The organism is Bythopirellula polymerisocia, from assembly GCF_007860015.1.
Taxonomy (GTDB): Bacteria; Planctomycetota; Planctomycetia; order Pirellulales; family Lacipirellulaceae; genus Bythopirellula; species Bythopirellula polymerisocia.
Map to the genome: position 1 here is coordinate 15,814 of NZ_SJPS01000004.1, position 26,011 is coordinate 41,824.

The window sequence follows — 26,011 nt, forward strand, 5'->3', positions numbered from 1 at the left end:
GGAGAAGGGGGGGGCAGGGGACAGGGTGGGTTATTCTTTGTGATGGAGAAAGTCTCGCGCGGCGAGGACGTTTTCGTCGGAGCGGTGGATGTGGCGGAGCCAGATCCAGTAGAGACCGGCCAGGGCCAGGATTGCTGCCAGGGTGCAGATCAGTGCAGCATCGTTGTTGTGAATTAAAAAAAGCATGGGTGCCAGGAAGATCATCACTTGATAGGTGAGGGCAAAGGGGATCGCGGTTATTTCGCGGCGGTGTTCTGTGGTAACTCGCTCGCGGAGGGAGTTGGGGAGTTCGTTCTTGTATTTTGACCAGAAGCCGAAGGGGAGTGTTGTCAGATAGAAGTTGCGTAATACGGGTTCGGGGGTCGGTTTAGTTAGCAAAGAGCCGACGACCGACGCCACTAGGCCGATGAGTCCCAAGGAGACCAGGGACCACGGTTCGGTGGTGAGGAAGCGGTACGACTCACCGATCCAAGGCGTGAAGACCCTTTGAGCAATTGCCGCCAACATGCCTACGATGCATCCGATGGCGAAGCCGGTGCCGTTAAATCGCCACCAGTAGAAACGCAACAGGAGTGGCACCATGAGGCCACCCCCGAGGCTCATGATGATCCAGACCCAGATGTCGTTGATGTTGCTGACATAAAAAGCACAGAAGAGCCCCGCTGTCACCAGAGTCGCGATAAAAATCCAAGTGGCGAGGATCAGTTCGGGCATCTTGGCTGATGGCCGAAGGTGTTTTTGGTAGATGTCGCGGACGAAGAAACCCGAGGAGAGGTTGACCCACGAGTCGAAGGTCGACATCGAGGCGGCAATCAGTGCAACGATCATCAAGCCCCGCAAGCCGATGGGAATGTAGGCGAGAAATACGGCCGGCATGATCCGCTCGGAATTCACGGTTCCATAGGAATTGATGAGTAGAAGCTTGTTGGGCCAATCGGTTCCCAGTTGGGCCTCCAAGCCGGCGAGTAGCTGAGGTGGTTGCGATGCCTGATCGTGGACAATTGTGGAGAGTGTGCTGTCCCAATTTTCATCGCTCGTGGGGGCATGTTGCTGGATCAGATCGACGACTTGGGGAAGAGTCGAGGTATCGGGGATCAGTGTGTTGACCAGTGTGATGCCGAGTACCGCGATCGCCATTAGCGCGGGCCATCGAATTGAAAGTAAGCTGGTCCAAAGCAGCGAGAGTTTGGAGCAATCGGCATCGCTCCGGGCTCCGAAGTATTTGGGGTCGTCCCCGCAACCAAGCCCGAAGATCAGATTGCGGAACAAGTAGATCGTGGCGAAGAGCAGCAGTGATTCGTAGCGCTCGTATCCGGGGGGCATGTGAGTTTGGAGTCGGGGGACGGCTTCGGTCCAATGCTCGTTGTGCGTAACCGTTTCTGCCATGGTCGCGAGGCTGTGGATGTCAGGGATTTTTTCCCAAGAAAGCACCACCAGCAAGGCTGCTGCTATTCCAATGATGATGAATTGCAGCACGTCGGTGAAAACCACTCCATAGAAGCCGGAAAGCATGGTATAGCAGGTGGCGACGGCGAACATTCCCAGCGCACAATTCATGGGCGAGAAGGGGAGCATGGTGGAGAGAAAGATGCCGGTTCCCTTGGCCAGATAGGTGAGCATGCCGAGGGTCGTGAGGATTCCCGAGAGGGCTTTGGCAAATTGAGCAAATTGTCCGCCGGCATCGTTGCCGAATCGATAGATCATCCATTCAGCTCCAGTGAGGCAGCCTGAACGTCGATGCCATTTGCCGGTCCAGAGCATCATGATGACTAACAGCAAGGAAGCACCGCCGCGAAACTCGATGAACAGCCCGCGTGGGCCGAGCATGTAGAGAAAGGAAACGATAATCATCGAACCGGCCACGTCCATGTACTGCGAGGTCCCCGAGATGCCGAGCATCCACCAAGGAAGTGAGCGACCGCCGAGGAGATAGTCTTCCAGGCTGAGTGAGGCTTTTTGCTTCAGAAGGAATCCGAGAAGGATCAGACCTAAGAGGTATGCGCCGATAATGAGGTAGTCGGCGGAATTGAGATAGTACTGAGACAAGGTGCCGTGCTCTACGACGAAAGACTCGGAAGATCCCTACTCAAGAAAAGCAGAGGCATTCCCAAAGGGTTGAAAAGAGTGCCTCCATTTCTCTCGCATGACCTTCTCCAGTTTACTCTTTCGAGGGTGAATAGGAACAGGTAGGCGGAGGAAATGACGAATGTGTAATGAGCAATGTCCAATGACCAACGAGCAGTTGAGGGCTCAAGTCTAACTCGTTTGGTTATTGAACCTTGGAAATTGGAAATTCATCATGTACCTACTTCTTCGGGACAGCGGCTGCACGTTGCTGTGAGATCCTCTGGGCATCCTGCGGTTGAAAGGAGATCGCCTGTCCGCCACCGGCGGCTAGTCTTAATGGAAGGACCGTCTGAGAGGTTACCTCAACGCGATCGATGGTGTATTTCGTGGGCTCAGTTTGCCAGTCGGCATCGTCCGCATCGCGGTAGATCGTGGCCAGATAGGTGCGATTTCGATCAAGGAATGCGAGCGGCACTTCCAGAGTGCGATCAGCCTCATCGGTTATGGCGCCCAGAAACCAATCCTGGCCGCCGCGCTCTTTGCGTGCGATTGTGATGAAGTCGCCGATGGCGCCGTTGAGAACGCGGGTCTCTTCCCAATCGGTTGGCACATCGACGATGAATTGAAAGGCATCTTGATAGGGCTCATAGTTTTCGGGGACATCGGCAACCATCTGCAATGGACTGTAGATTACGACGTAGAGGGCAAGTTGCTTTGCCAGGGTGCCGTTCACGCGATTGTCTGGGCGGGCTTCTTCATAGAGCAAATCGAAGATGCCGGGGGTGTAATCCATGGGACCGGCCAGAAGTCTGGTGAACGGCAGGATGGTCGTATGATTGGGGGGATTTCCGCCGTCGGCGCTCCAGGCATCGTATTCCTGGCCACGGGCTCCTTCGCGGGTCATCATATTTGGATAGGTCCGACGCAATCCGGTTTCTTTGATCGGTTCGTGCACGTCGAGCATGAGCTTGTGGCGGGCAGCTTCTTCGAGCACTCGTTGATAATGATTCACCATGAACTGCCCATGATGCCATTCCCGACACTCGACACCATTCTCATCGATTCGCTTGATGTTTTGGCCGTAGTTGACGTAACCTGTTTTCACACCTGCGTAACCGTATTTCTGATACAAATCCATGGCGTCCTGTAGCTGACTCTCGTAGTTGAGTACCGCACCACCCGTTTCATGGTGGCCGATAAGAGAGACGTTTTTTGATTTAGCGTAGTTGGCGAGTTCTTCAATATTAAAGTCCGGATAGGGTTTGGTAAAACTGAATTGGTCACCGTTAGTTATCCAATCGCCGTCCCAGCCTTGATTCCAACCCTCGACCAAGACGCCATTAAAGCCATTTTGCGCGGCGAAATCGATGTAGCGTTTGACGTTCTGCGTCGTGGCGCCGTGGTGTTCTCCAGACCCCCAGGTCGTCCGGCCCAAGTGCAATTCCCACCATATGCCGACATACTTGCCTGGTTTGATCCAGCTCGTGTCCTTGATCTTTGAGGGTTCGTTCAAATTGAGATTTAAGTAGGAAGTAATCAGATCGCCAGCGTTGTCAGCTACTTGAATCGTACGCCAAGGTGAGACATGAGGCAGCGTCGCTTTCACCTTCGTGCCATCAGACCAAGGAACCAGATCAGCTTTGAGCTTATGATCACCCTCTCGGGCAAGGGTCATGCTGGCGTAGTCGACCAGCGCTGCTTCGTGGATGCTGAGGTAAATGCCGTCCGGGGTGGACATCGTCAAGGGAGTGTGGACTTTTTCGATCTTACTGACCGACGTATTCTGATAGAGGTATTCGTAGCGTTCTTTATCGTAAGCAGGAATCCACCAAGCCGAGCAATCATCGATCAGATTGAACTCGGTGCGTTCATCCATGATGACCAATGAGGGTAAGTTGAGTTGCTCTGGCCATTCGTAGCGGAAGCCAACACCATCCTCGAAGAGCCGGAAGACAATTGCCATTTCTCGTGCCTGGGCGCCTTGTTGACGCAAATTTATTTGAAGCTCGTTATAGGCGTTGAGTATCTGCCGCTGTTCTCCCCAGGGCTGTATCCATGTTTCTTCATGGGGGGTTTGGCTGGTCGAAGCGATTTCAAAATCTTTATCAAGGTCGATGCCGTTTGCTAAGGCGACTCCCAGTTGGGACTCACCGATAATATCTTTTCCCTGCCTCTGCATAGTATATGTGGGCACCCCCTCGCGCAAGTTGAATACAAGCTCAAGATTTCCATGAGGAGATTGGACTCGAACTTCCTGGGCTACGCCTGGTGACAGGCAAGCAAGGATAGAACCAAGTGAAAGAAAAGTTGCTAAAAGTTGAGAACGATTATTCATGAGAGCTACAGACTGGTAGTCGAGAAGGAATTTGTAATGGGAAGCAAGAAAGGAAGTTGGTTCGCCGGGATCTCGATTGGAGGTGATTATCCTAGTTCTACTAATCGCGAGGAGCTTCTTCGAATAGGTTTTGCAGTCGATTCCCCTTCGAAGAGGGCCGGTTCGTTCGGCTCAAGCAAATGAGAGCCATGATACGACTTGGTGCTGAACATCCAATTGACACATTTTTCCAAGACATCAGATAGATCGGGTAGCTTCAAACCTGTAATCGAGGGGCAAAAGAATTCGGCAGGGGGCTCGATGTTAACCGAGCAGATAGAGAGATCTTTCCCCACGCGAATATCTCGCTCCCAGCAAGCCCGCATCATGCCGATGGCAGCAGGGCATGTCGTACATATCATCGCCGTGGACTTCACCTTTTGTTCATCGACCAGTCTGGCCGCCAAGTTATAAGAAACGATGGTTGGATCCGTGAATTCAGCAGCCGGTTTGTCCCAGAGCTGACCTTTGAGACGACGCTCCTTAAGCCAACACTGCCAAATATCAATGCGACGTTCAATTTCTGGATTGCGATTCTGCGTGTTTACGCAATCGATATGCCTATGGCCGAGCCGATAGAGGTGCTCGAGTACTTCTTCAACACAAGAGTCGGAGAAAAGTCGAATAGAAGGCAGGCCTTCGGAAGAGAAATCGCCATCGAGAATCACGACTTTGTTTTCTCGAAATGCTTCAATGAGTCTGGCAGGCATTCCAGGTCCGTGCGGAATGACAAAGGTCCCGCGAGCTTGCGCAGCGGCTTCGAGCACCGTCTTCTCATCCCAGTGGACAAATTGCGCCGGTCGGAGTCGAATACCGCGTTTCTCGGCGAAGTCGGATACCAGTCCACGCAATTGAGTGAGGTAGGTCGAAGGATAAGCCGGATATAGTAGCACGACCTCGGCAGGCTTCGCGCGCTTAACGTACGAGGGATGGATACCGAGACTTCCCGAAGTGTCGCGGATGAGAACTTTGTTATCGATCAGCTTCAGCACCGCTCGTCGGGCTGTCATGTAGCTGACACCGGTCTCTTCTGCAATCTTGCGTTCACCAGGGATGCTATCAAGTAAGTAGTCACCCTCGCGAATTCTTCGCTCGATGACAGTCATTACTTCGGTGAACTTTGCTATTGGCGGCATATTGAGTTTCAGGAGACGAGCAATAGTCTCAGTTTCATGAGTCGTTCCAGATATCCGGAGAAAAAGTAATAGCGAACTTCGTCGACAAATCGCTAGGAAATCGCCTCCTTTACGGGGTCAACGGGTTCGTTTGAAAAATCAACCCTTTTTTTATTGACAAGCCCTAAAACGCAGTATAGCATAAACGCTACAAGGTGCAATAATGCTATAACATAAATCTTGCTTTTCCTCGGCATTTTCGCACTTTGAAAAAGTCAGGCCTTTTCGGAGACACTTATGCCTTGTCGCAGTAGTCGGATCAAAGAGTGAAGTCTGCCGCTGTTCTTCAATGAAGATGCACATCTTAGTTGTAGTTTTTGCGGCCTCTCATCTCAGTGATCGCTGTCGAGAGCGAGTAGTTTTCGGAATGTTCTTACTAGAAATCCAACCGAGTGCGGGGCGGGTGGTGGCAGTTTATTGGATACCGCTTAGATCAAGTACGGAAACGCAAGATAAAGAAAATGCTTTACTTAGGCGCGTGCGTGTCTGGCATGTTTCTTAATCGAAACTTTGTTTGATTGGGTAGAAATCTAGCTAATGATGGGAGAAACGATGATGAGAAAAATGATGTTTTGTGCGGCTTTCGCTGCGGCGCTGGGCGCCGTGGTTGGTACTAGTGGGCAGGTAAAGGCTGACACCCTTATCACAGATTTTAATAACTTTGTCTCCGACGCCTTGTATCCGTCCTGGGCGTTGCCTTCATCGACCATTGTGTCGGGTCCAAATAGCTACGACATCACGGCGACGGGTTACGGTAGTAATTACAAGTACATCGGAGGCCTTGGCATTGTTGGTGCTGGAAATAATAAACTTGAGCTAACGGTCACGCTTGAAGGACCTCCAGCCGCAGATGGTCAATTGGGCCCACTTGTCCAGCTCATCGATGATGATGGAACGAATCAGCACTTCAATTGGTATGGACAAACTCTAGGAAGCCATGTGCTAACCATGGACGTTCAACCTGACCTGAACCTTAATACGCTGACTCATATGCATATGGAGCTTGATCCGGGTGGGTTTGGTACTTCAGGTGCTTACACGGTTAAATGGGAGAATCTCAGGCTTATCAACACGATTCCTGAGCCAAGCTCAATATTACTGCTTGCCAGCAGTATTGGTCTGTTAATGGGAGTTCGGCGTCGTTAAGCGAGACTTTCAGGAAAGCTAAATGCCATGCACTGCTGGGTTGTCCAGCAGTGCATGGTGAATACTATTCCTATACGAAGGGTCGGATAGACCTTCAGTTCAAAAACTATTCGGTTCGCATTGATTCTTGATTTGATCGTCAATGTGTTTGAAATCATAAAGAGGGAAAGCGACTACAATGAACAGAAAAGTGAAACACTCAGCAGTGGCTTTGGCGCTCATTGCTACAATGACATTCGTCTCAGAAACCAACGCACAGACGTTGGTCACAGATTTCAATACCTTCTTTGAGAATGAGTCCTACGCTTCGTGGAATGAACCCAGTGCGATACTTATATCAGGCCCAGATTTCTACACGGTGACTGCCACAGGCTACGGCAGCAACTATACGGACATAAGTGGCTTTGGTATTCAAGGGGCTGGAAATACCCATGTTCAGTTGGACATCACCATCTACGGCCCCCCCGAAGCCGACGGCCTTCTGGGTCCGATTATTAGTTTTGTTGATGCAGATGGTTCTTACTATAATTATGCATGGTTCGGGCAAACACTGGGAAATCATGTCCTTACGCAATTGCTCGCTTCGCCGACATGGATTAGCGCTCCTGGGACAACGCCAGGCCTCGATTTGGACATGTTGGTTTCTATGCACATGCAGTTAGACCCTAGCAGTTTCGGCACAATGGGGGCATATACCTTAGAGTGGAATAACCTGAACCTCATCCAGTCGTCGATTACTCCTGGTGACTTCGACGAAGATGGTGACGTCGATGGTCATGACTTTCTGCTATGGCAGCGTGACTCCAATGTAGGGAGTCTTACGGATTGGCAATCCAACTACGGCCCAGGGCCATTGGCAACCCTTGGTGCCGTGCCTGAGCCAGGGGCAATTTTGTTGGCGCTTCTAGCGAGTGTCGGTACTCTCGGTTTTCGTAGGCCTTCCAAATCAATCAATTGATGGGGCAGCGTCGTACACCGCCGGACGATTGAGGCGGTGTGCGACTTTTTAATAATATCTCAGTCCGCTTCTGAGTGAATCAAAATGGAGAATACCTTGAAATCATTCAGCCCTCGCAAGTGCCGCGCGACAGCTTGGATTCAGAATCGTCGCCACTCGAAGTTGTCTGGAAATCAGGGGTTCACACTCGTTGAGCTCTTGGTGGTGATTGCAATCATAGGTGTGCTTGTGGCCTTGCTGCTTCCCGCGGTTCAGGCTGCTCGCGAGGCTGCCAGACGGATTAGTTGCAGCAATAATTTGAAAAACGTTGCCCTAGGTGTGCTCAATCATCATGACGTCAGAAAGCACTTTCCGTTGAATTATGGAGCCGCCTGGCCCAATGAGTCTCCATCAGGTGTAACTCAATCAGCAGTGGGTTGGACCGTCGAAATTCTTCCCCAACTCGAGCAGCAGCCGTTATACGATCGATTTAAGCAAGGTGGCGCCTACGAGGGACAATTCCGTGCGGACTTTGCTCCTAATAGGTCTCAACCCAACATGGGTATGTTTTCTACGAAGAATGGAATCTCTGTTCCAGAATTGATGGTAACAGAACTGCCACTGCTGTCCTGTCCTTCCGATGGCAGTCCGAGGATTCGAGATGACCAATGGCAATGGACCAAAGCGACTGTCGCTGTGACAAATTATAAGGGAGTTCTCGGTGACACTTATCTGGGGAAGACCTGGGGTTCCAATTATTCCAACGATGCCTCGGACTATCCCAGCGGAAATTATCAAGGCGATGTCTCGCTGACGGGATTTCAGCTGGATGATACAGATTGCCATGCCGATACACGCTGTCGCGGCATATTCTTCCGTCATAGCTTCCAAAGTCCTGTCAAGCTTAAGGATGTCGTTGATGGTACGAGCAATACATTTATGATTGGCGAGGACTTACCTGAATACAATCGCCATTCGGCTGCATACTATTCGAACAGCAGTTGGTGCAGTTGTAATATACCACCAAATAATTTGATTGGCTTTGATCCCTCGGTATTGGATATCAATGCCTGGTGGGATCAGCAAGGGTTCCGCAGTCGACATCCTGGTGGGCTTCAGTTTGCACTGGCCGATGGTTCGGTGAGGTTTGTTTCCGAAGACACGAATAACGAACTGTACCGCACAAGCTGCACGAGAAACGGCAGTGAGGTCGTGGGCACGGGTCTTTAATATGGGTTCTGAGGAGGCGATCTGTGCAAGAGTGTGATTCCAAATCATGGCAGACGATACGAACCTGGCATTGCTTCTGTTTCTCGTTGTGTTTGTTTCTTGGTTGTGGTAGTCCGCAGGGGACTGAGATTACTGGAAAAGTCACCTTGGATGGCAAGCCCCTGAACCTCGATGAGAATGTTCATGGAACGGTTGTATTCCAGCCCGCCAGCCGGCAAGGCCCCACGCTCAATGGGATGATCGACCCTAAGGGTAGATTTCAGCTCACTGCGGGAAGTTCTACCACTGTCGCACCTGGGGTGTATCTGGTAACGGTCTCTGCGGTCGAGATTCAGAAGGCTACTGAGGAGAACCCTCAAGCAGTTGGTCGACGGGTAACTCCTGCCAGATATGCAAACAGTTCGGATTCCGGCTTACGTGTTGCAGTTACACCAGGGGAGAATGCAGTTCTGCTGGAACTGGTTTCTGAAACTGAGACTCAGGAGGAGTCTGAGAAGGAAGCTGAGGCTGTTGATTCTTCGCTAGATTCTCCAACTGAACAAGTAGAGACTTCTAAGCAGCAGTTGGACACACAGGAGAAATAGTTGGATGTTCTCGGACTTAGCCCACAAAATAAAGCAGTCATATTCTCAAGTGAATTGTGATGCATTTGGAAGCTATATGCGAACCTTTGGGCTCATGGTCACTGTCCTGCTGATGACAGGTTGCGGAAACAATCTGTCCCAAGTGACAGGCGTGGTTTCTGTTGATGGCCAACCTCTCCAAGGTGGAAGCGGGGTACACGCTACGGTATTCTTCCATCCCGTTTCAAAAACAGGTGCTGCCGCAGTGGGCGTAGTAGGTGAGAATGGAATCTATAAGCTTTCTACCGGCTCGCAGAGCGGAATTACTCCTGGTGAGTATGTAGTCACTTGCTCTGCTTCTCAGATTATTCCTTCCGAGACTCCAGGGGGAACACCCTCTGGCAAACGAATTTCTGATCCGAAGTATGCCAGTGCCAAGACTTCAGGATTGCGGTGCGAAGTGCAGCAAGGTGACAATGTTTTTGATATCAGCATGGACTCCGCTCCGAAATCTGCCTCGCGTCAACGTCGATGATATTGCACGAAATAATCTACTTATGACTTACACATTGTTGCACGTGACACGATCTATCCATGGGCGTATTCCCTGGTTGCTTGGGATGCTGCTGTTGGTCACAATTTCAATCCCTGCAAGCGCGCAGACGATTCTCATTGATCTTGGCAATGACAATAGCTATCGGGGGGCCTCGGTATCCAATCCCGACGTGAATGGAAACTATTGGAACAGCGTTTGGTCCGGAGCACTATATCCCAACTTGCTCGACATCCAAGGCAATGCGACCACTGTTGACTTGGGTTTCAGTTCAGCGGCGGGAACGGATAGCTACAACGGACCAGCCGGCCCGACGGATATTTATGGTCCGAGTGACTCGGTTTACAATGCGGCAGCCCTAGGAAATTTGGGAGTTCAAAACGCGGTTTACGACTATTACGTCTCCTCTAATTTTCAGATTCAAGAATTGGATCCAGCGAAGACTTACGACCTGACGTTCTTTGGCTCGCACAAATACAACAACGATGACACCACCAAATACACGATCTATACCGATGACACGTTCACGACCCCTGTAAGTTCCGCGAACTTGTTTGTCGGATCTGGAGCGTCGCACAACCAGTCGAATGTGGTAACGATTCAAGGGGTGGCACCTCAAGCGAACAATAATCTCTATGTTGGGTTCCAAGGGGCCAATGGTGGAAGTGGCTATCTGAATGCGTTCCAAATCACCGAGGCCCAGGAGCCTCCTCCTCCGCCGCCACCTCCAGGTCCGAATTCGAAGAAAATCTACATGCACTACATGCCATGGTTTGACACGCCTCAAAGCTTGGGGGGAAGTGCCGGCAACAACTGGGGAGGCCACTGGACTGGTTTTGGAGCAACCAATCCCAACAACATTAGTGCCGAAGGCAAGCGGCAAATCGCTTCGAAATACTATCCAAAGATTGGTCCCTACGAGTCCAGCGATCCGGATGTACTCGAGTATCATATGCTGCTGATGAAAATGGCAGGGGTCGATGGGATCTTGATCGATTGGTATGGCGTCCAGGGTACGAACGGCGACATCAACAGTCTGCTCAAGAATTCCAACGCTATCGTTGCTAAGACAGACGATTTTGCGATGGATTTTGGCGTTGTTCTCGAAGATCGATTTGCTGCCAATACAGGTCAGGTGGCGACAAACGTCGCTTATCTTCGCGATAACTATTTCAACAAGCCTGAATACATCCGCATCGGCGCAGGGGATGACCCCCTGTTGGCAGTATTTGGCCCAATCACCCAGCAGCAGCCTGCCAACTGGACCACGATCTTGGCCCAGGCGGGAGAACCCGTCGAGCTGCTTCCACTGTGGGGTGAAAAAAATGATGCGGGATCGAATGCTACGGGAGAGTATGTTTGGATCTATGAGAATGAGGCGACCGACGATTACTTGACCCGACTGGAGAGCTTTTATCAGAATCGGGCCCCTGGATTGGGGACGGTCGGCGGAGTTGCGTATCCTGGATTTGATGCCTTCGGTGGTTTTTCGTTCGAGATTCCGCATGACGACGGACAAACTTTGGCCAACACGCTTGCACTGGCGGGACAGTACAGTGACGATCTGGACTTCATCCAACTTGCTACGTTCAATGATTTTGGCGAGGGGACGATTTTTGAACCCACTGTGGAGACCGGTTTTGCCTACCTGATGCAAATTCAGGAGTTTACGGAAGTTCCCTATGGTGAGGCCGAGTTGCAGCTCGTCTTTGATCTATTCCGAGCAAGAAAGGAATTCAGCGGCAACACCACGACTCAATCGCTCCTGAATCAAGCCTCAGCGCATTTGAAGGCTTATGAAATCGAGGATGCTCAAGCAATCTTAGATTCCATCTATCCGCCAGGGGACTTCGATGGCGATGGAGACGCCGATGGTGCGGATTTCTTGATCTGGCAACGGCAAAATGGTTCGACGGGATTCTATCCACTCAACACGTTGGAAGCAGACGGAAATGCTGACGGCGTTGTGGACGAAAAGGATCTTCTGCTCTGGAAGCAGCACAGCAATAATGTCTCGATGGCACTCCCTTTGAGGCAAAGTCTGGCTATACCCGAGCCATCTACGGTCGCACTCTTGCTGCCGATTGGTTTGGGAATCTTGCTGAGAGTGTTTTGACTCGGGTAATGTTCGCGTCGAAACAGGGGAATAGCCAAATCTGATGGGCGGTTTTCAGTGCGTGGCCGTATAATCTTCTCACCGCCACCTGATTCTACGCGATGTTTCCTGCTAAAACTAAGTTATGGAACACATCCGAAATTTCTGTATTATTGCCCATATCGACCACGGCAAATCGACTCTAGCGGACAGGCTCATTCAAACCTGCGGGGGCATTGCGCAGAGAGATCTGCATGAGCAGATGCTCGATTCGATGGATATCGAACGCGAACGCGGCATCACGATCAAGAGCAATACGATCACGCTGAATTATTGCGGTCCGGATGGCAAAGACTACCTGCTAAATCTCATTGACACGCCTGGCCATGTGGATTTTTCGCATGAAGTGCGGCGATCTCTGATGGCGTGCGAAGGCGCGTTGATCATTGTTGATGCGTCCCAGGGCGTGGAAGCGCAGACGGTGGCCAATTTGTATATGGCCTTGGAACACGATTTGGAACTGCTGCCGATCATCAATAAGATCGATTTGCCGTCGGCCGACATCGAGCGGGCCCAGGAAGCGATTGACGCGGAATTGGGACTCGACCCGTTCGCCGCGATCCCGATTTCAGCGAAGAACGGCATCAATATTGAAGCCGTGTTGCAGGGCATTGTCGAGAAGCTGCCCCCTCCCCAGGGCGATCCCAGCGCGCCTTTGAAGGCGCTAGTGTTTGATGCGCACTTCGACAAGTTTCGGGGCGTGATACTGCAATGCCGCGTGATGGAGGGGACCCTCAAACCGCGCGATATGATTCACTTCATGCATGCGGATCGCGACTTCAAGGTAGATGAAGTTGGCTACAACCAGTTCCAACTCAATCCCCGCAAGCAACTCAGCGCCGGCGAAGTGGGCTACATTGTCGCTGGAGTGAAGAGTGTGCAGGATATTGAAATAGGCGATACGATCACACTACTGGATCGGCCAGCGGACGAGCCAATCCCCGGCTATCAGCCAGCCCGGCAGGTGGTGTTCTCGTCTATCTATCCGATGGATACAGGCGAGTACGAGGAACTCACGAAGGCTCTGGAAAAACTCGCGATCAATGACGCGGCCCTGACTTTTGAGAAAGATAGCTCGGCGGCACTTGGTTTTGGATTCCGCTGCGGGTTTCTGGGCCTGTTGCACCTGGATGTCATTCAAGAACGCTTACAGCGAGAGTTCGATATCGGCCTGGTGATCTCCGCTCCGTCGGTAAAGTACAAGCTGACATTGAGAGATGGTTCAGAGATCGACGTGGATAACCCCAGCTACTGGCCCGATCCGATGTCCATCGAGTCTGCCAGCGAGCCGTATATTAAGGCTTCGATTCTCACTCCCGAGGAGTATGTTGGCGGGGTGATGGAATTGTGCCGCGAGCATCGTTCGGAGAGTCAAACGATGGACTACCTGTCCGCCAAGCGGCTGGAAGTCACCAGCATCATGCCGCTCGGAGAGGTACTGTTCGACTTCTACGGCAAGCTAAAAATGCTCACCCGGGGCTACGGATCGTTCGATTACGAGCCGATCGAGTATCGTACGACCGACATTGTGAAAGTCGACATCCTGGTCAACAAAGAGCCTGTCGATACGCTTTCGTACCTCGTGCATCGCGACAAAGCACGCTCCCGCGCTTTGCACTACTGCGAACAGCTGGCAAAGGAAATTCCTCGCCATCAATTCAAGATTCCGATCCAGGGCGCGATCGGTGGCGAGATCATCGCACGAACCACCGTCGCACCCTACCGGAAGGATGTCACCGAGAAACTCTACGGCGGCGATGTAACACGTAAGAAAAAGCTGCTGGAGAAGCAGAAGAAAGGCAAGGCGAAGATGAAGCAGTTCGGCAGTGTGAACATCCCGCAGAAGGCATTTGTCTCGGTGCTGCGGGCGGATGATGACTAGGTTTGCGTCCTATGCTTCACCTGGAACATACCCTCGCGGTTGAATTCGCAGTGTACGCCAAAGGCGTTACGTTATTCAGCCCAGGGTTGCCTCGGCGTCAGCCGTGGCTACCCTGGGTAAGTGGGTAATCATTTATCAATTACGCCGAAGGCGTTATGTCAACCGTGCCAATGCCGAGGGTCTCGTCATGCCACAATCGCTCGCAAACGTTGCCGTTCACTTGGTCTTTTCAACAATGAACCGACAACCATTCCTCGCGGATGACGAATTACGCGGGGAGATGCACAAACAACTCGGCGGCGCGTCAAAGACACTCGCTTGCCCCCCATTGATTGTCGGCGGCGTGGAAGACCACGTCCATCTGCTGGGCCGAATGAGCCGCTCGATCACGATTTCAGAATGGGTCAAGGAACTCAAACGGGTGACGTCGATTTGGATCAAGCAGCGGGAACCCAAGTTGGCTGAATTCCAATGGCAATCTGGATACGGTGCGTTCTCAGTGAGCCAATCCGAAACTGAGCGCGTTGTAACCTACATTGAAAACCAACGGGAACATCATCGGCAACGCGACTTCAAGGCGGAATTCCGGCTTCTGCTTGAGCGCCATGAAATCGAATTCGACGAACGGTACGTGTGGGATTGAATCGCAATCGTTAGGCAATGGCGACGCAACCCCTTCGGGGTAACTTTGATTTACGAATATACCCTGGGTAGCCACGGCTGACGCCGTGACAACCCAGGGCTGTGAGGCACAACGCCTTCGGCGTAAATAATTCCCTTTCCAGCGCCGTCCTCGAAGGCCGGAGTTTAGACCCACCGTCGATGGAATCGGACAGACGTGAAGCCACTTCGAAGTGAGAATCCGCAGAGACTTAAAACCGAGTCGGATGATGAATTCTGTGCAGTTTCGGAAGAATCGATTTCCGCACAATTAGTGTCACATCTGTGTAATTTAATCTCAGCCAGTTTCGGGCAATCGGGCGATAAGTTGATGCTTCATAGCAATACAAATACGATTGCAAATGTTAGAGCGGTACTGTTATATTTTGATTAGGAGTAGTTTTCGTGGACCTGAAACAGGGAATACCTCAACTGGTTGTGAGTTGCCTGAATTATGCGTATCGATGAACTCGATGGAACAATTATCTTTCCAAACGGCCTATCCATCAGTCCGTCGATTACACAACAAGAATTTATAGAAACTCCGGGTTTTGCCTCCGCAGAGAGCAAAGAATACGGAACCTTGCCATATATTCACTATCGCTTTTCAGGCGGATGCCACGATGGCAAGGAGCTAAGTGCCAGTGTCTGTTTTTATGACCAGATGTTCCTATCCATAAATATTTCAGCCAACCTCTATCCACCAGGTGACTGGGATTGGTCCAATTATTCGTTAGAAGTGGAATCGAAGGCAAAGCATTTTCACGACCAGTTGCTCGAACAGATTCTTGGAAAGCCGACAAAAGGTGGCAGCTTTTTGTTTCACCAGATTCCTGAAATAGACGAAACGCTCAAGAAGCCGCTTGAGTGGAGGTTTCCGTGGGGTAACGTCTATTCCGGCCACGATTGGAGAGGTGGTGGCACATCCTTTGGCCTTAATTTTGGCACTAGACACGAAAAAGCACACTGGGCATATAAGCGAATGAAGGGCGAGCTTGAGTAGAAAGGGAATGAAACGAGAGTAGGTCGCCGAATTTTTTTGGAGTGTCGTATAATTGCCTTTGATACACTTCACCAGAGATTGGAGCCTGAGATAGTCCCTCTAACTTTCAAACCAATATTGATTATGCAACCGAATTCTGATACTCCAGATTCACTTGGGATCACTGGCGACTCCAGGCCCAACGTTCCAGTATTTGTTTGCCTTGTCTACGTTCACCAAAACGAAGATGCAACAGTGACCGGCAGGGTGGCGAATCTGGCCGGGATCGAGACCAGCGGTAGTTCGGAGCGGGAGGTGTTGGGCAAACTGGTGCGCGAATTCAAGGCGCGTGTTTCAACACTGTTTGCAGCAGGTCAGGAAATTCCTTGGATTGATCCTCCTCAAGCGCCCTCAGAAAGCGAGCAAGTCCGTTCGGTTCCTGTGCACTTGTAGAACTCATCAAGAGATTACAAGAAGTAACTGTTAGGACATGTGCCGACATTCAGCCAAAGTAGAATTAGACGCGCTCCGCTTTGTCGAGCTCCACTCGACGGCGCGTCGCGGCTAACGGTAAGGCACTTCGCTTCGGGTTGCGGCTAAACTTAGCGGCCTTGGGGGCTCTCGCGGCGGAGGCTGCGGAGGCGGGCGTGTAGGGCGGCGTGCGGGCTGTCGGCGAGGTCTTTGTGATCTTCGTCCGCCAGAATCGTGCGCGTAGGTTGCGCGGGGAGTTGAGAATCCCGGGATGCAGCGGCAACTGGTTCGGCTGGCTGGGTTTTTGGCTCAATGGCCGGAGGTGGATCAATCGTTTCAAGCGACGTGGTAGGCGCAGAGGATATGTCATTAAGTTGGCCACTGGCCGCTAGTTCTTCGATAAGTTTCTTGGTGGCTTCTGCGAAGGCTCCAGGGGAGGCGAGGGCAGCGGTGCCGGCTTCAGATATCTTTCCTCCGAAGCATACGCCCAGTGGACTTGCCAGGATCGCTGGCAGTAGGAGCAGATCGCCTATGAGTGCGGCGCCCAGCATGGAAATCATCAGGTAGCCAAATTGTTGGGTTGGCGTAAAGGTGCTCGTAGCAAAGACGGCGAGCCCCAGGCCGCCGATGATCGTGGTTTGCAGCATGGCCGTGGCACAGCGGTCGTACGCGAGCATGACGGCTTGCACGCGGCCCAGGCCGATTTTGATACCGCGGCGGAACCAGGTGAGGAAATGGATCGTGTCGTCAACGGCCACACCTAGCGCGACGCTGGCACTCATCATGATGCCAATGTCTACCTTAATGCCTAGCCAACCTAGAGCACCAAAAATAATGACGATCGGGAATACGTTGGGAATCATGGAAATCAGCCCGGCCAGTGGGCTCTTGAGCAGGAACATCATCACGACGGCAATCAAGATGGTTGCCCACATGATGCTTTCATTCAGGCTGATCAAGAGTTGCCGTTGGGTCTTGTAGACGAGCGGAACCATGCCGGTGTAGACCGAGCGAATGGGGCGTGTCTTGTCCGACTCTTCTAGTTCTACAGCTGCGGAGAAGGTTTCGTCAGGAATGTCTGTCACGTCGATCAGAGGAAGACCACCTTGGGCGAATTGCTTGGCAGTGGGATCGCTGCCGGCAGAAACTAGAATCAGTGCGTCTTGATTGCTGAGGGCCTGAATCGCGCGATCGAGGTAGCCGGGTTCATCTTCATGGGCGTCGAATTCGGAAAGGTTGTAGAACGAAACGGCGCGGGCTTTGCCAGCTTTCTTGGACTGCACACCACTCTTTAGCAGAAGGTTGCGGAGGACCGTTTCCTGGGCTGTGGGCGTCGGTTCAGGATCACCGTGGGGGGTGCGGTAAAGGATGCAGACCTGCGAGCCGTCAAGTTTCTTGTCCATCTTGTGGAGGCCACGGACGATCATATCGCGCTGTTGGTAGGCGACCAACACAGGATCGACGGCACTTTTGAGTTCCTCAACGAATTGTCCGTAGTCGATGCCTCCGTTTTCGCTGTCGTCATTTCCCAAGGCAGCAACGCGGGCGCTGACTCGCCAAAGTTCGCGCCCCGTTTCCTTCTTAGATTTCTTGTCGTGCTCCATGCGGAGATAATCGCCGGAGAGAAGCTTGTCGCGATGTTCTTCGAGACTCTTATTCTTTGCGTAGTCGGCACTGCGATCGGCGCCGCCGATGCCGGTGTTAGTGGTTTCAGGAGTGAAGGTGGCGACCGACATGACGCGGCTAATTTCGGGAAACTCTTCGATGCGGGATTGAATTTCTCGCATCAGGTCCAGGCGTTCGAGCATAGTCATGCGATATTGCAGACCGTCGGCCTCTGCATGTTCGTCGGCGGTGCGGATCTTCTCAGGAGGAACGGTTAGCACGACCTCCATCGGTACGAGGTTTCCCAAGTTGCCTTCCAGCCAGGCGTAGTCGTGGATCAAGCGAGTATCTTCGTCGAGTAGTTTTAGGAGTTGCACCGATGTGCCAATGCGGGTGAAACCGATGGCAAATATCCCCATGACAGCTAGCCAGAAGATGCAGGTCAAGACATTGCGGCCTACCACAATGCCAAAGAGCCTCAAAGCCCAGTCGGGGAGGTGACCGTGTTCATGATCGCCGGACTGACGTTTGAGCAAGTCATCGCTAATGGGAAAGCGGTGGAGGAAAACGGGCAGGAGAGTGAACAAGACGACAACGGTCCCCATCACAGCAATGCCGGTGAAGAGACCGAATTTCTTGATGGGCAGGATGTCACTCGTGTAGAGCGAGCCCAGGCCGACGGCTGTTGTAAATGCTGCCAGGGTGCATGGCCACCAGCCATGACGTACGGCGGCTTCCGCTGCACCTTTGAGGCCCTGCTCACGGCGGGCATCTCGGTAGTAGTTCACGATGTGGATTGCGCCCGAGAGACCGAGCACATAAACGACGGCAGGCATCGACATCAAGATGGCGTCGACGGTGCCAAGTCGGGGCCGATCGGCACCCCCCACCATCACCTCTAGGATGCCAAAGTAGAAGACGATCGCGAGACTCATGCCCGCGCTGAGTACTCCAATGGCAAAAACAATGGTGGTGACTTTTACGCTCCGAAAACACCAATAGGAAAGGCCAAAGCCGACCAGTCCCGCCAGTGACGCCAGCCGGATGAGGGTTCTTTCACCTTCAATATCGATGGTAATATTGTCCACCGGCGGGCCACCCATATGGATAGCCTCCGGAGCGATCGCACATTCGGTAGTCGCGATCTTGGAGATCTTCTCGATCGCGGCTCGCATGGTTTTGTTGTCTTTGGTGGCATCTTCGCTGAGATAGACGATCAGACACGTGGTGCGACTTTCGTTTCCTAGAGAATTTCCCTCGGCATCGCGCTTGACCGGCCCAACGAGGGCACCTTCAAGTCGCTTGAGAGCCTCGCCGTAGCCAAGGCTCACAGGAGGACTCGTAAGTTCTTCGAGGACGGCTGGACCGCTGATGACGCGTTTATACCAGTGGGCACGTTTGGCGAGATCGGAATCAGGGCCCGCCTGGGCAAGGGCCTCTTTGCTAGGCATCAACTTGCGGGCGAGCTCGTCGAGCTTTGTGGTATTACCGAGAGTGCAGTCATCCCAGCTAAGGAGTGCGAATTGTTCGCCGATGAAGTGGTCACGAAACCAACGGAGATCAATCGATTCCGAGTAATTCGGCGGGAGCCAATCCTCGGCCTTGTTGGTGTTGCTCTCGATAGCCTTGCGCGCGCCGCGGGGCAAGAAGGCAATCAGAAACGTGGCCGCAATAGCCAACCATAGATAGTTGGCCTGTCCAAAGGTCTTGCGAGCCAAAAAGGAAGGCTTCTCGATCTGAGCGGGAGAGGACACAGGTATTAACTCTCGTGGGAAGCTTGTCTACTGTGGAAACTCGGGACTGCCAGCAACGCTTGCCTAGCATACAGGTGCGTACTGAAAAAATGTCTTCACAATAACCTAGGCTAACGAGAAACCCTGGATAAGTCTATGTCGAACGAGTGCCTTCAAGGTCTCGTTGAGGGGACTTTGTGCTTGTTAGGCAATCTGATGTAGGCCAGATCAAATGCTAGGCGAACCCGGCATGGTTGACACGGCGGTCAGGATGGCCTGCCAACAGGGGTTGATAGCAGGATTCCTCGCCAAAAACCCCAATGTACAAAGACCAACAATGTTGAAATTACAGCTAAAAGACAGTATTTTGCCTTTGGACATTGCTCATTGGACATTGCCTTTCTACCAGTAGCTTTCGAAGCCGATTGCCCCCCCCAGGTAGACCACGTCGCTGTTCATCAAGAGTTGAGGGCTGCCGCTAGGGATGAAGTCGACCTGATAGGGTGCTAGCGAGACACCCGAGAGGTGCATCACTTCGAAACTAGTTCGCAACGAAAAGTTGGGGCGCAGGTGCCATTTGCCGATGAGAGCCGCCTGACCAATCCAGGTCATGTTATCTCCTTCGAGATCGGTGCTGCCTGAAGTGATATTGCCGGTGACATCGAAACTCGAGTCGAGGTCGATCATGTTTAAATACATTCCACCCTTCACCTTGGCTTCAAGACTCCAGCGAGACGTCTCGTAGGAATGTCCGATTCCCATTTCGGTACCGATCAAGTGATTGCCTGTTCGCACATGATAGTTGCCGGTCTCGTCATTTAGGTCGGCATTTCCGTCTGGGATTCCGAAAGCCATGATTTTCAAATCCTCATCGAGGCTGAAGTAACGCAGGCCTGCCAGCAACGAGTTTGTTGACGATGGTTGAGCACGTCGCACCCAGTGGCCGCTCGGCTCGAGTTCCATGCGATCCTTCTGCATGCGCTGCTTTACATTGTAGGTCAGTTCAAAGCTGTTGAACCAACTGTTGTAATCGAACTCCATTCTTTGAGCGCCACTAAAGCTAGGATTGCCATTGGTTATTGTAAGAGGCATCACCAGGTTTCCACCGTCGAGCTCAGAGCTCTGACTCCAGTTGCCGCCGCCAAAAATGGTAAATTCCATGGTGTGATCTCGATTCGCACAATCGCGAAACAAGAAGCGACCCACGTTTAGGCGGGGGGCCCCTTCGACTCCCGGCTTGGCACCGTCGATAGCCAACTGATTTTTCGTCCCGAGTCGCTGAATAGGATTCAAGACCGAGGCGTCAAAGGCCAGGGTAACACCTGAAGTGTCAAAGCTACGTTCGAGCAATACGGCATCTATTTCGCCGTACCAGAATCCGCGTCGCAGCCAGGTGCCCGTGCTTTCAAGTAGTGCAGGTTGGCAATCGAACGTGCGGAAATCATCCTGTGCGGCTTTTTCCACATCGGACTCAAAATCATCTGAGCTCAGAGGAGTTGAAAGAGGCTCCGCGATCGGCTGAGGGATTTCTTCGCCAGGAGGCAGCATCATGCGCTGCAAGCCGGGTGCTGTCGCCTCGCCCTGAGCAGCAAACATGAACTGAGGAGGGATGTCTCCCTGGGTTTGGGCTTCATAAAGATCCTGTGCAAGAGCCCCACCCCTGGGGATTCCCAGCACACCTAATATCAGCAGTCCAACTATCTTTTTCACCGCAAAGACCTCCCCTTTGGAACGACAAGCAAAATTCTCGCGCATCAAGTGCGAAAGAAATTCGTACAGGGGATTCATCGTCCATGATTCAGGGAAGATGCAGGAATAACCGGCAGAATCGTAAAAATCCTCAAAAACCCGCTAAGCGGCAAAGGCTTCGATAGCTCGTGTATATTAGCTAAACTAACTGGTTTGACATCGACCGACTTAAAGGCTGCGACTGCTAAGACTCAAACGGCAGCTGGAGTATAATCCGCTTTACACATTTTCCCATCAAGAGCCCACAAGGAGCGAAGCCATTATGTCCGCCAATTCGATTACCTCTCTGATTCGTACAGGCACGAAACTGTGGCTCGACTCGGTCGATCCTGACCTGATTGCCGAGAATCTCAAACTGGGTGCCACGGGTGCGACATCGAATCCCATAATCATCAGCGACCTGGTGAAGTCCGGGCGCTACGACAAGGAGCTTGCCCGATTGCTCCAAAGTGCCGACTCGCCGAGTGATGCTGCGTGGCAACTCAATGACCAAGTTGTTGCAGAAGCCCAGCGAGTCTTCGAGCCGACCTGGCAGAAAACTCAGGGGGATGATGGCTACGTGAGTTTTGAAGTGGATCCCTTGTTGGAGGATCCTTCTGCAGATATGCCGATGGCCGATCGAGTGAAACGATATGTCTCCGAAGGGATCAAGTGGTCGCGAGGACATAAGAATCGCATGATCAAGGTCCCTGCCACACCGGCGGGTATTGCGGCGCTCCCTGAGCTAGCGGCCCAGGGTATTCCGCTGAACGTCACATTGATTTTCACCCAACGGCAATACGAGGCCGCGCGAGATGCAGTCTGGGAAGGAGCTCAGCGAAGAGAATCGCTCGACACATTCAAGAGTGTCTACAGCATCTTCATTTCGCGGGTTGATGTGTACACCCAGAAGCATGTGCCTGATTTGTCGGCAGCGGCGCAAGGGCAAGTCGGAATTCTGAATGCCAAGCAATTGTGGCAGTCGAATCAAGCTTTCTGGGCCAAGCACTCGACGCCTCTGAAACAAGAGATCGTGTTCGCCAGTACTGGAACTAAGAATGCCGAGGATCCGCCATGGAAATATGTGATCGTCTTGGCTGGCAGTGACATTCAAACGAATCCCCCTGCAACGAATGACGCAGTCGCCCAGAGCGATCTGACGTTTACACGCACGGTTGACGAGCTCCCTCCTTCCGAGGTCGTGGAAGAAATCGCTGCGAAAGTTGATATGCAAAAATTGGAAGAGACGCTGATGCGAGAAGGAATCCAGAAGTTTGCTGATCCTCAAAAGGCACTTTTAGCCCTCGTCGAAGAGAAGGCAAAGCAGCTGGTCTAGTGCGGCAGAGGCTCAGTAGGGCGGTATTGGTTGCGGCACTATGCCTTGGTGCGATACTATGCTGCATGTGATTTTCGAATCTATTCGATTCTCGTATTCATTTCTGTTTTCATTAATTCAAACGGTAGATAGTCATGGCAATTGATCCTTACTCTCCGTGTCCGTGTGGTAGTGGCAAGAAGCTGAAGTTTTGCTGCCCTGATCTTGCTGGCGACATCGAAAAGATTCACCGGATGGTTGCCGGCGATCAACCGCATGCCGCGATCAAGCATTTGGATTCGCTGCTGGCGAAGCAGCCTGACAGGGCATCGCTCTTGGACCTGCGGGCCAATCTGGAACTTTCGATGCACGAGTTCGATGCCGCGCGTAAGACAATTGAGCATTATCTGGCGAAGCATCCTCGCAATCCGGCGGCACTCGGGCAGAAGGCAATTCTCGTTGCGGCTAGTGAGAGCGGCACGGCAGCCATTGCGCCCTTGCAGGATGCACTGGAATTGCTCGATGACGACATGCCACTGCACGTGTTCGAGGCGATAGGTGCAGTAGGGCATGCGCTGTTACAAGAAGGAGAATTAATCGCTGGTCGCGGGCACTTGCTGCTTTATGCAGGCATTGCACCAAAAGATGACAACATGGCGATCAAGCTCCTGCTGCGGATGAACTTGCAGAGTGGTTTACCCTTGTTGATTCGAGAGCTAGCGCTCCCTCGGGATTGTCCGGAGGACGTACTCTGGCAAGGGGAATTCAATCATGCTTCTCGCGCTATTGCACGCGGTCAGTGGCGAATCGCTGAGGAGATGCTTGTTTCACTGAGAGACAAGGCAGGGGCACAGCCTGAGATCGTTTACAATCTCGCCTTGGTGCGGGGATGGTTAGGAAATCTAGAGTTGTTTGCAGAGGGATTGCATGAATACGCTCGGCTGGAGACGAACGAAGATCGTGCAGTTGAAGCCGAGGCCTTGGCGCAATTGGTCGATCCCAGTCTAGAAGACCCCAAGCTGGATACCGTGCGGATTGCTTATGCCGTTGGCGATGAAGATGCGTTAGCTGAGAGGTTGGCCGAGGACAAACGAGTTGAAGACTATCCACTTGATCCTGAACAATTCGAGGAAGATGCGCCTCGGCCTAGGAGTAGCTATATCCTGCTTGACAAGCCCACCCCTAAGACACGTCCCGATCTCAAGAGAGAAGAGATTCCAACCGTCTTAGGTTTTCTTAGCCTTTATGGCAAGCGGACGGATCGCCCAGCTCAATTGGAATTGACGACCGATCGCGAAGAGGGATTCGAAGGTGTCAAATCACAGTTGGTCGATGTGACTGGAGGATATCTTGGCGAAATTCTGGAAGAGGAAGTGGTCGCTGAGAAGTCATGGAGTGAAGAATCCTTGAGTTGGCGCTGGCGATTGCCGCCTGGTACGCCTCTCGACCAGCGGAATGAATTGGTGGCTGAAGGACGACGCGAGGCGATTCTTGAGCGGTGGACTGAGGCGCCGCGTGCAGCGCTGGGGGGCAAGAGTCCTCGGGAAACCGTGGGTGATCCGGAGTTTCGACTAGCCCTACTTGCTAGTGCTCTGATCATTGAACAGGCCGCAGACAATCCGCAGGAATTGCCCCTGTTCGCGGAGCTTCGCCAACAACTTGGTTTGCCGGACAATGCAGTTTCGGATTCCGAGCAAAACGTTGATAGTCGATTCCCCATGGTGCGAGTTCCTCAACTCGACCTTTCCAAGCTTGATGAACAACAATTAGATGACCTCTTGAATCGTGCGACTATGTTAGGCGCGAATCTGGCTATCTTGGTGGTAGGAAGTGAATTAGTCGCACGAGCCGACCAGTTGCAAAACATTGATCTTAGCAAGGCATTTCGCCAAATGGTTCGAGTCGAGCCCGATCTTAGCCGAGCGCAAGAGTGGATTGCCAAGGCACGAAGGTGGGCGGAGAAAAACCATCGCTCAGCGTCTGAATGGGCATTGCTCGACTTAGAAGTAGCGATTGCTCGCAACGACTCGACAGCAGCCCAGCGAGTGCTCGAAGAGCTTCGTACAGTTCATATCAATGAGCCAGGGGTAGCCGAAGAAACCTATCGGATTCTATATTCAGCTGGTCTATTGTCTGCAGATGAAACTGGCAGACCTACGCCATTGGCCATGCCAGCCGGTCAAGACTCCGCTCCACAGGAAAGTAGCGGACTATGGACGCCGGAGGGAGATGGTGAGGAAGTTTCTGCAGCTGGCGGTGGTAAGTCCGCGATTTGGACTCCGTAGACTGCGAGTCTCTCATGAATAAACCTGCCGACAATCTGCATATGACCCGCGCGCTCGAATTGGCAGAGCAGGGGCGAGGCTATGTGGAACCCAATCCGATGGTTGGCTGCGTGATCGTCCAAGGCGGGAAAGTGGCTGGGGAGGGGTGGCATCAAAAGTTCGGTGGGCCGCATGCGGAAATCGTGGCTCTTGCCGCTGCTGGGAAAACGGCAAAAGGGGCAGAAGTGTACGTCACATTGGAGCCCTGTTGCCATCAGGGCAAGACTCCTCCGTGTACCGATGCACTTATCAAGGCGGGGGTAACCCGTGTCGTGGTCGGTTGCGAGGACCCCAACCCGCAAGTGGCCGGGAAAGGAATCTCGCAGCTGCGTGAGGCGGGGATCGAAGTCGAGTTGCTTGCAGACTTTGCACCGGCTCGCAGATTGATCGCTCCCTTCGCCAAGTTGGTTTCCACGGGGAGGCCGTGGGTGATTGCCAAATGGGCCATGACCCTGGACGGCAAACTGGCTACGCACACGGGAGATAGCCAATGGATCTCAGGCGAGGCATCCCGGGCAGTGGTGCATCATGTGCGGGGGTTGGTCGATGGGATCGTGGTTGGAAAAGGAACAGTCGTGCAAGATGACCCGACGCTCACAGCAAGACCAGCCGGTGCGCGGGTTGCCACCCGAATTGTACTGGACTCCTTGGCATCGCTTTCCACAGACAGCCGACTGGTACAGACGTTGGATGAGGCCCCCGTAATGCTTGTCGCCAGGGAGGATGCTCCCGCACAGCGAATCAATGCGTTGCGCGAACTAGGAGTGGACGTGCTTCCAATTTCTTTGGGAGATCACGAAGAGTTCATCGACCAATTGCTGGATGAGTTGGGGCGAAGGCAGATGACCAATCTACTCGTTGAGGGCGGAGCAACGTTGCTCGGCATCCTTTTTGACCTCGGTGCCATTGACGAGGTCCATGTCTTTGTGGCACCTAAGCTTGTCGGTGGCCAAACGGCATTGACCCCTGTTGCCGGCCAGGGATTAGCGGAGATGGCCACGGCACTCGAATTGGATGAAATCGAGGTAAATGTTCTCGACGGCGATGTGCATATACACGGCTATGTCAGACCGCGTTGAGCAATCCTTCCTATTCGCCTCACAATTTGGCC

General features: G+C 52.5%; 18 protein-coding genes. 13 read left to right on the forward strand and 5 right to left on the reverse strand.

Features of this window, described 5'->3' with window-relative positions; translation table 11 throughout:
- Window positions 1–30: 30 nt before the first annotated feature.
- The 3 genes from Pla144_RS12850 to Pla144_RS12860 all read right to left on the reverse strand — a co-directional run bounded on the left by Pla144_RS12850 (window position 31) and on the right by Pla144_RS12860 (window position 5,577).
- Complete coding sequence (locus Pla144_RS12850; RefSeq protein ID WP_146451100.1) at window positions 31–2,046, reverse strand: sodium:solute symporter family transporter; 2,016 nt, start codon at window positions 2,044–2,046, stop codon at window positions 31–33.
- Window positions 2,047–2,305: 259 nt separating this feature from the next.
- Window positions 2,306–4,402: a glycoside hydrolase family 97 protein gene (locus Pla144_RS12855; RefSeq protein ID WP_146451101.1), complete on the reverse strand. Its 2,097-nt coding sequence runs from the start codon at window positions 4,400–4,402 to the stop codon at window positions 2,306–2,308.
- Between the two features lie 86 nt (window positions 4,403–4,488).
- The gene (locus Pla144_RS12860) at window positions 4,489–5,577 is read right to left on the reverse strand and encodes a substrate-binding domain-containing protein (protein ID WP_146451102.1); all 1,089 of its coding nucleotides are present in this window, start codon (window positions 5,575–5,577) and stop codon (window positions 4,489–4,491) included.
- A gap of 576 nt (window positions 5,578–6,153) precedes the next feature.
- Between Pla144_RS12860 and Pla144_RS12865 the strand changes: the two genes are divergently transcribed.
- The 10 genes from Pla144_RS12865 to Pla144_RS12910 all read left to right on the forward strand — a co-directional run bounded on the left by Pla144_RS12865 (window position 6,154) and on the right by Pla144_RS12910 (window position 16,177).
- Window positions 6,154–6,762 carry a PEP-CTERM sorting domain-containing protein gene (locus tag Pla144_RS12865; protein ID WP_146451103.1) on the forward strand — a complete coding sequence of 203 codons (609 nt, stop codon included), beginning with the start codon at window positions 6,154–6,156 and terminating at the stop codon, window positions 6,760–6,762.
- A gap of 178 nt (window positions 6,763–6,940) precedes the next feature.
- Entirely contained in the window at window positions 6,941–7,720 is a 780-nt protein-coding gene (locus Pla144_RS12870; protein ID WP_197530660.1) for a hypothetical protein, read from the forward strand.
- A gap of 96 nt (window positions 7,721–7,816) precedes the next feature.
- A complete protein-coding gene (locus Pla144_RS12875; RefSeq protein WP_197530661.1) occupies window positions 7,817–8,929 on the forward strand; it encodes a DUF1559 domain-containing protein in 1,113 nt (370 codons plus the stop codon).
- A 23-nt stretch (window positions 8,930–8,952) separates the two neighbouring features.
- Window positions 8,953–9,513: a hypothetical protein gene (locus tag Pla144_RS12880; RefSeq protein WP_146451106.1), complete on the forward strand. Its 561-nt coding sequence runs from the start codon at window positions 8,953–8,955 to the stop codon at window positions 9,511–9,513.
- 76 nt (window positions 9,514–9,589) lie between these two features.
- Window positions 9,590–10,027 (forward strand): hypothetical protein, encoded by a 438-nt coding sequence (locus tag Pla144_RS12885; RefSeq protein WP_146451107.1) that lies wholly within the window; start codon window positions 9,590–9,592, stop codon window positions 10,025–10,027.
- Window positions 10,028–10,049: 22 nt separating this feature from the next.
- A complete protein-coding gene (locus Pla144_RS12890) occupies window positions 10,050–12,161 on the forward strand; it encodes a hypothetical protein (RefSeq protein WP_197530662.1) in 2,112 nt (703 codons plus the stop codon).
- A gap of 124 nt (window positions 12,162–12,285) precedes the next feature.
- Window positions 12,286–14,082 carry a translation elongation factor 4 gene (gene lepA / locus Pla144_RS12895; RefSeq protein ID WP_146451109.1) on the forward strand — a complete coding sequence of 599 codons (1,797 nt, stop codon included), beginning with the start codon at window positions 12,286–12,288 and terminating at the stop codon, window positions 14,080–14,082.
- A gap of 103 nt (window positions 14,083–14,185) precedes the next feature.
- Complete coding sequence (locus Pla144_RS12900) at window positions 14,186–14,725, forward strand: transposase (RefSeq protein ID WP_231936344.1); 540 nt, start codon at window positions 14,186–14,188, stop codon at window positions 14,723–14,725.
- A gap of 471 nt (window positions 14,726–15,196) precedes the next feature.
- Window positions 15,197–15,745 (forward strand): hypothetical protein, encoded by a 549-nt coding sequence (locus Pla144_RS12905; protein ID WP_146451110.1) that lies wholly within the window; start codon window positions 15,197–15,199, stop codon window positions 15,743–15,745.
- Between the two features lie 123 nt (window positions 15,746–15,868).
- On the forward strand, window positions 15,869–16,177 hold the full coding sequence (locus tag Pla144_RS12910) for a hypothetical protein (protein WP_146451111.1): 309 nt from the start codon (window positions 15,869–15,871) through the stop codon (window positions 16,175–16,177).
- 149 nt (window positions 16,178–16,326) lie between these two features.
- Here the strand turns inward: Pla144_RS12910 and Pla144_RS12915 are convergent, their stop codons facing one another.
- Together Pla144_RS12915 and Pla144_RS12920 are read right to left on the reverse strand one after the other, a co-directional pair.
- Window positions 16,327–19,554, reverse strand: coding sequence for an efflux RND transporter permease subunit (locus Pla144_RS12915; RefSeq protein ID WP_146451112.1), 3,228 nt, complete (start codon window positions 19,552–19,554; stop codon window positions 16,327–16,329).
- A gap of 381 nt (window positions 19,555–19,935) precedes the next feature.
- Window positions 19,936–21,321: a BBP7 family outer membrane beta-barrel protein gene (locus Pla144_RS12920; RefSeq protein ID WP_146451113.1), complete on the reverse strand. Its 1,386-nt coding sequence runs from the start codon at window positions 21,319–21,321 to the stop codon at window positions 19,936–19,938.
- Window positions 21,322–21,544: 223 nt separating this feature from the next.
- Between Pla144_RS12920 and Pla144_RS12925 the strand changes: the two genes are divergently transcribed.
- From Pla144_RS12925 to ribD, 3 genes are all read left to right on the forward strand, one after another.
- Window positions 21,545–22,597, forward strand: a complete 1,053-nt coding sequence (locus Pla144_RS12925; RefSeq protein ID WP_146451114.1) for a transaldolase family protein — start codon at window positions 21,545–21,547, stop codon at window positions 22,595–22,597.
- 134 nt (window positions 22,598–22,731) lie between these two features.
- On the forward strand, window positions 22,732–24,861 hold the full coding sequence (locus tag Pla144_RS12930) for an SEC-C domain-containing protein (RefSeq protein WP_146451115.1): 2,130 nt from the start codon (window positions 22,732–22,734) through the stop codon (window positions 24,859–24,861).
- Window positions 24,862–24,875: 14 nt separating this feature from the next.
- Window positions 24,876–25,979, forward strand: a complete 1,104-nt coding sequence (ribD, locus tag Pla144_RS12935) for a bifunctional diaminohydroxyphosphoribosylaminopyrimidine deaminase/5-amino-6-(5-phosphoribosylamino)uracil reductase RibD (protein ID WP_197530663.1) — start codon at window positions 24,876–24,878, stop codon at window positions 25,977–25,979.
- Window positions 25,980–26,011: the final 32 nt, after the last annotated feature.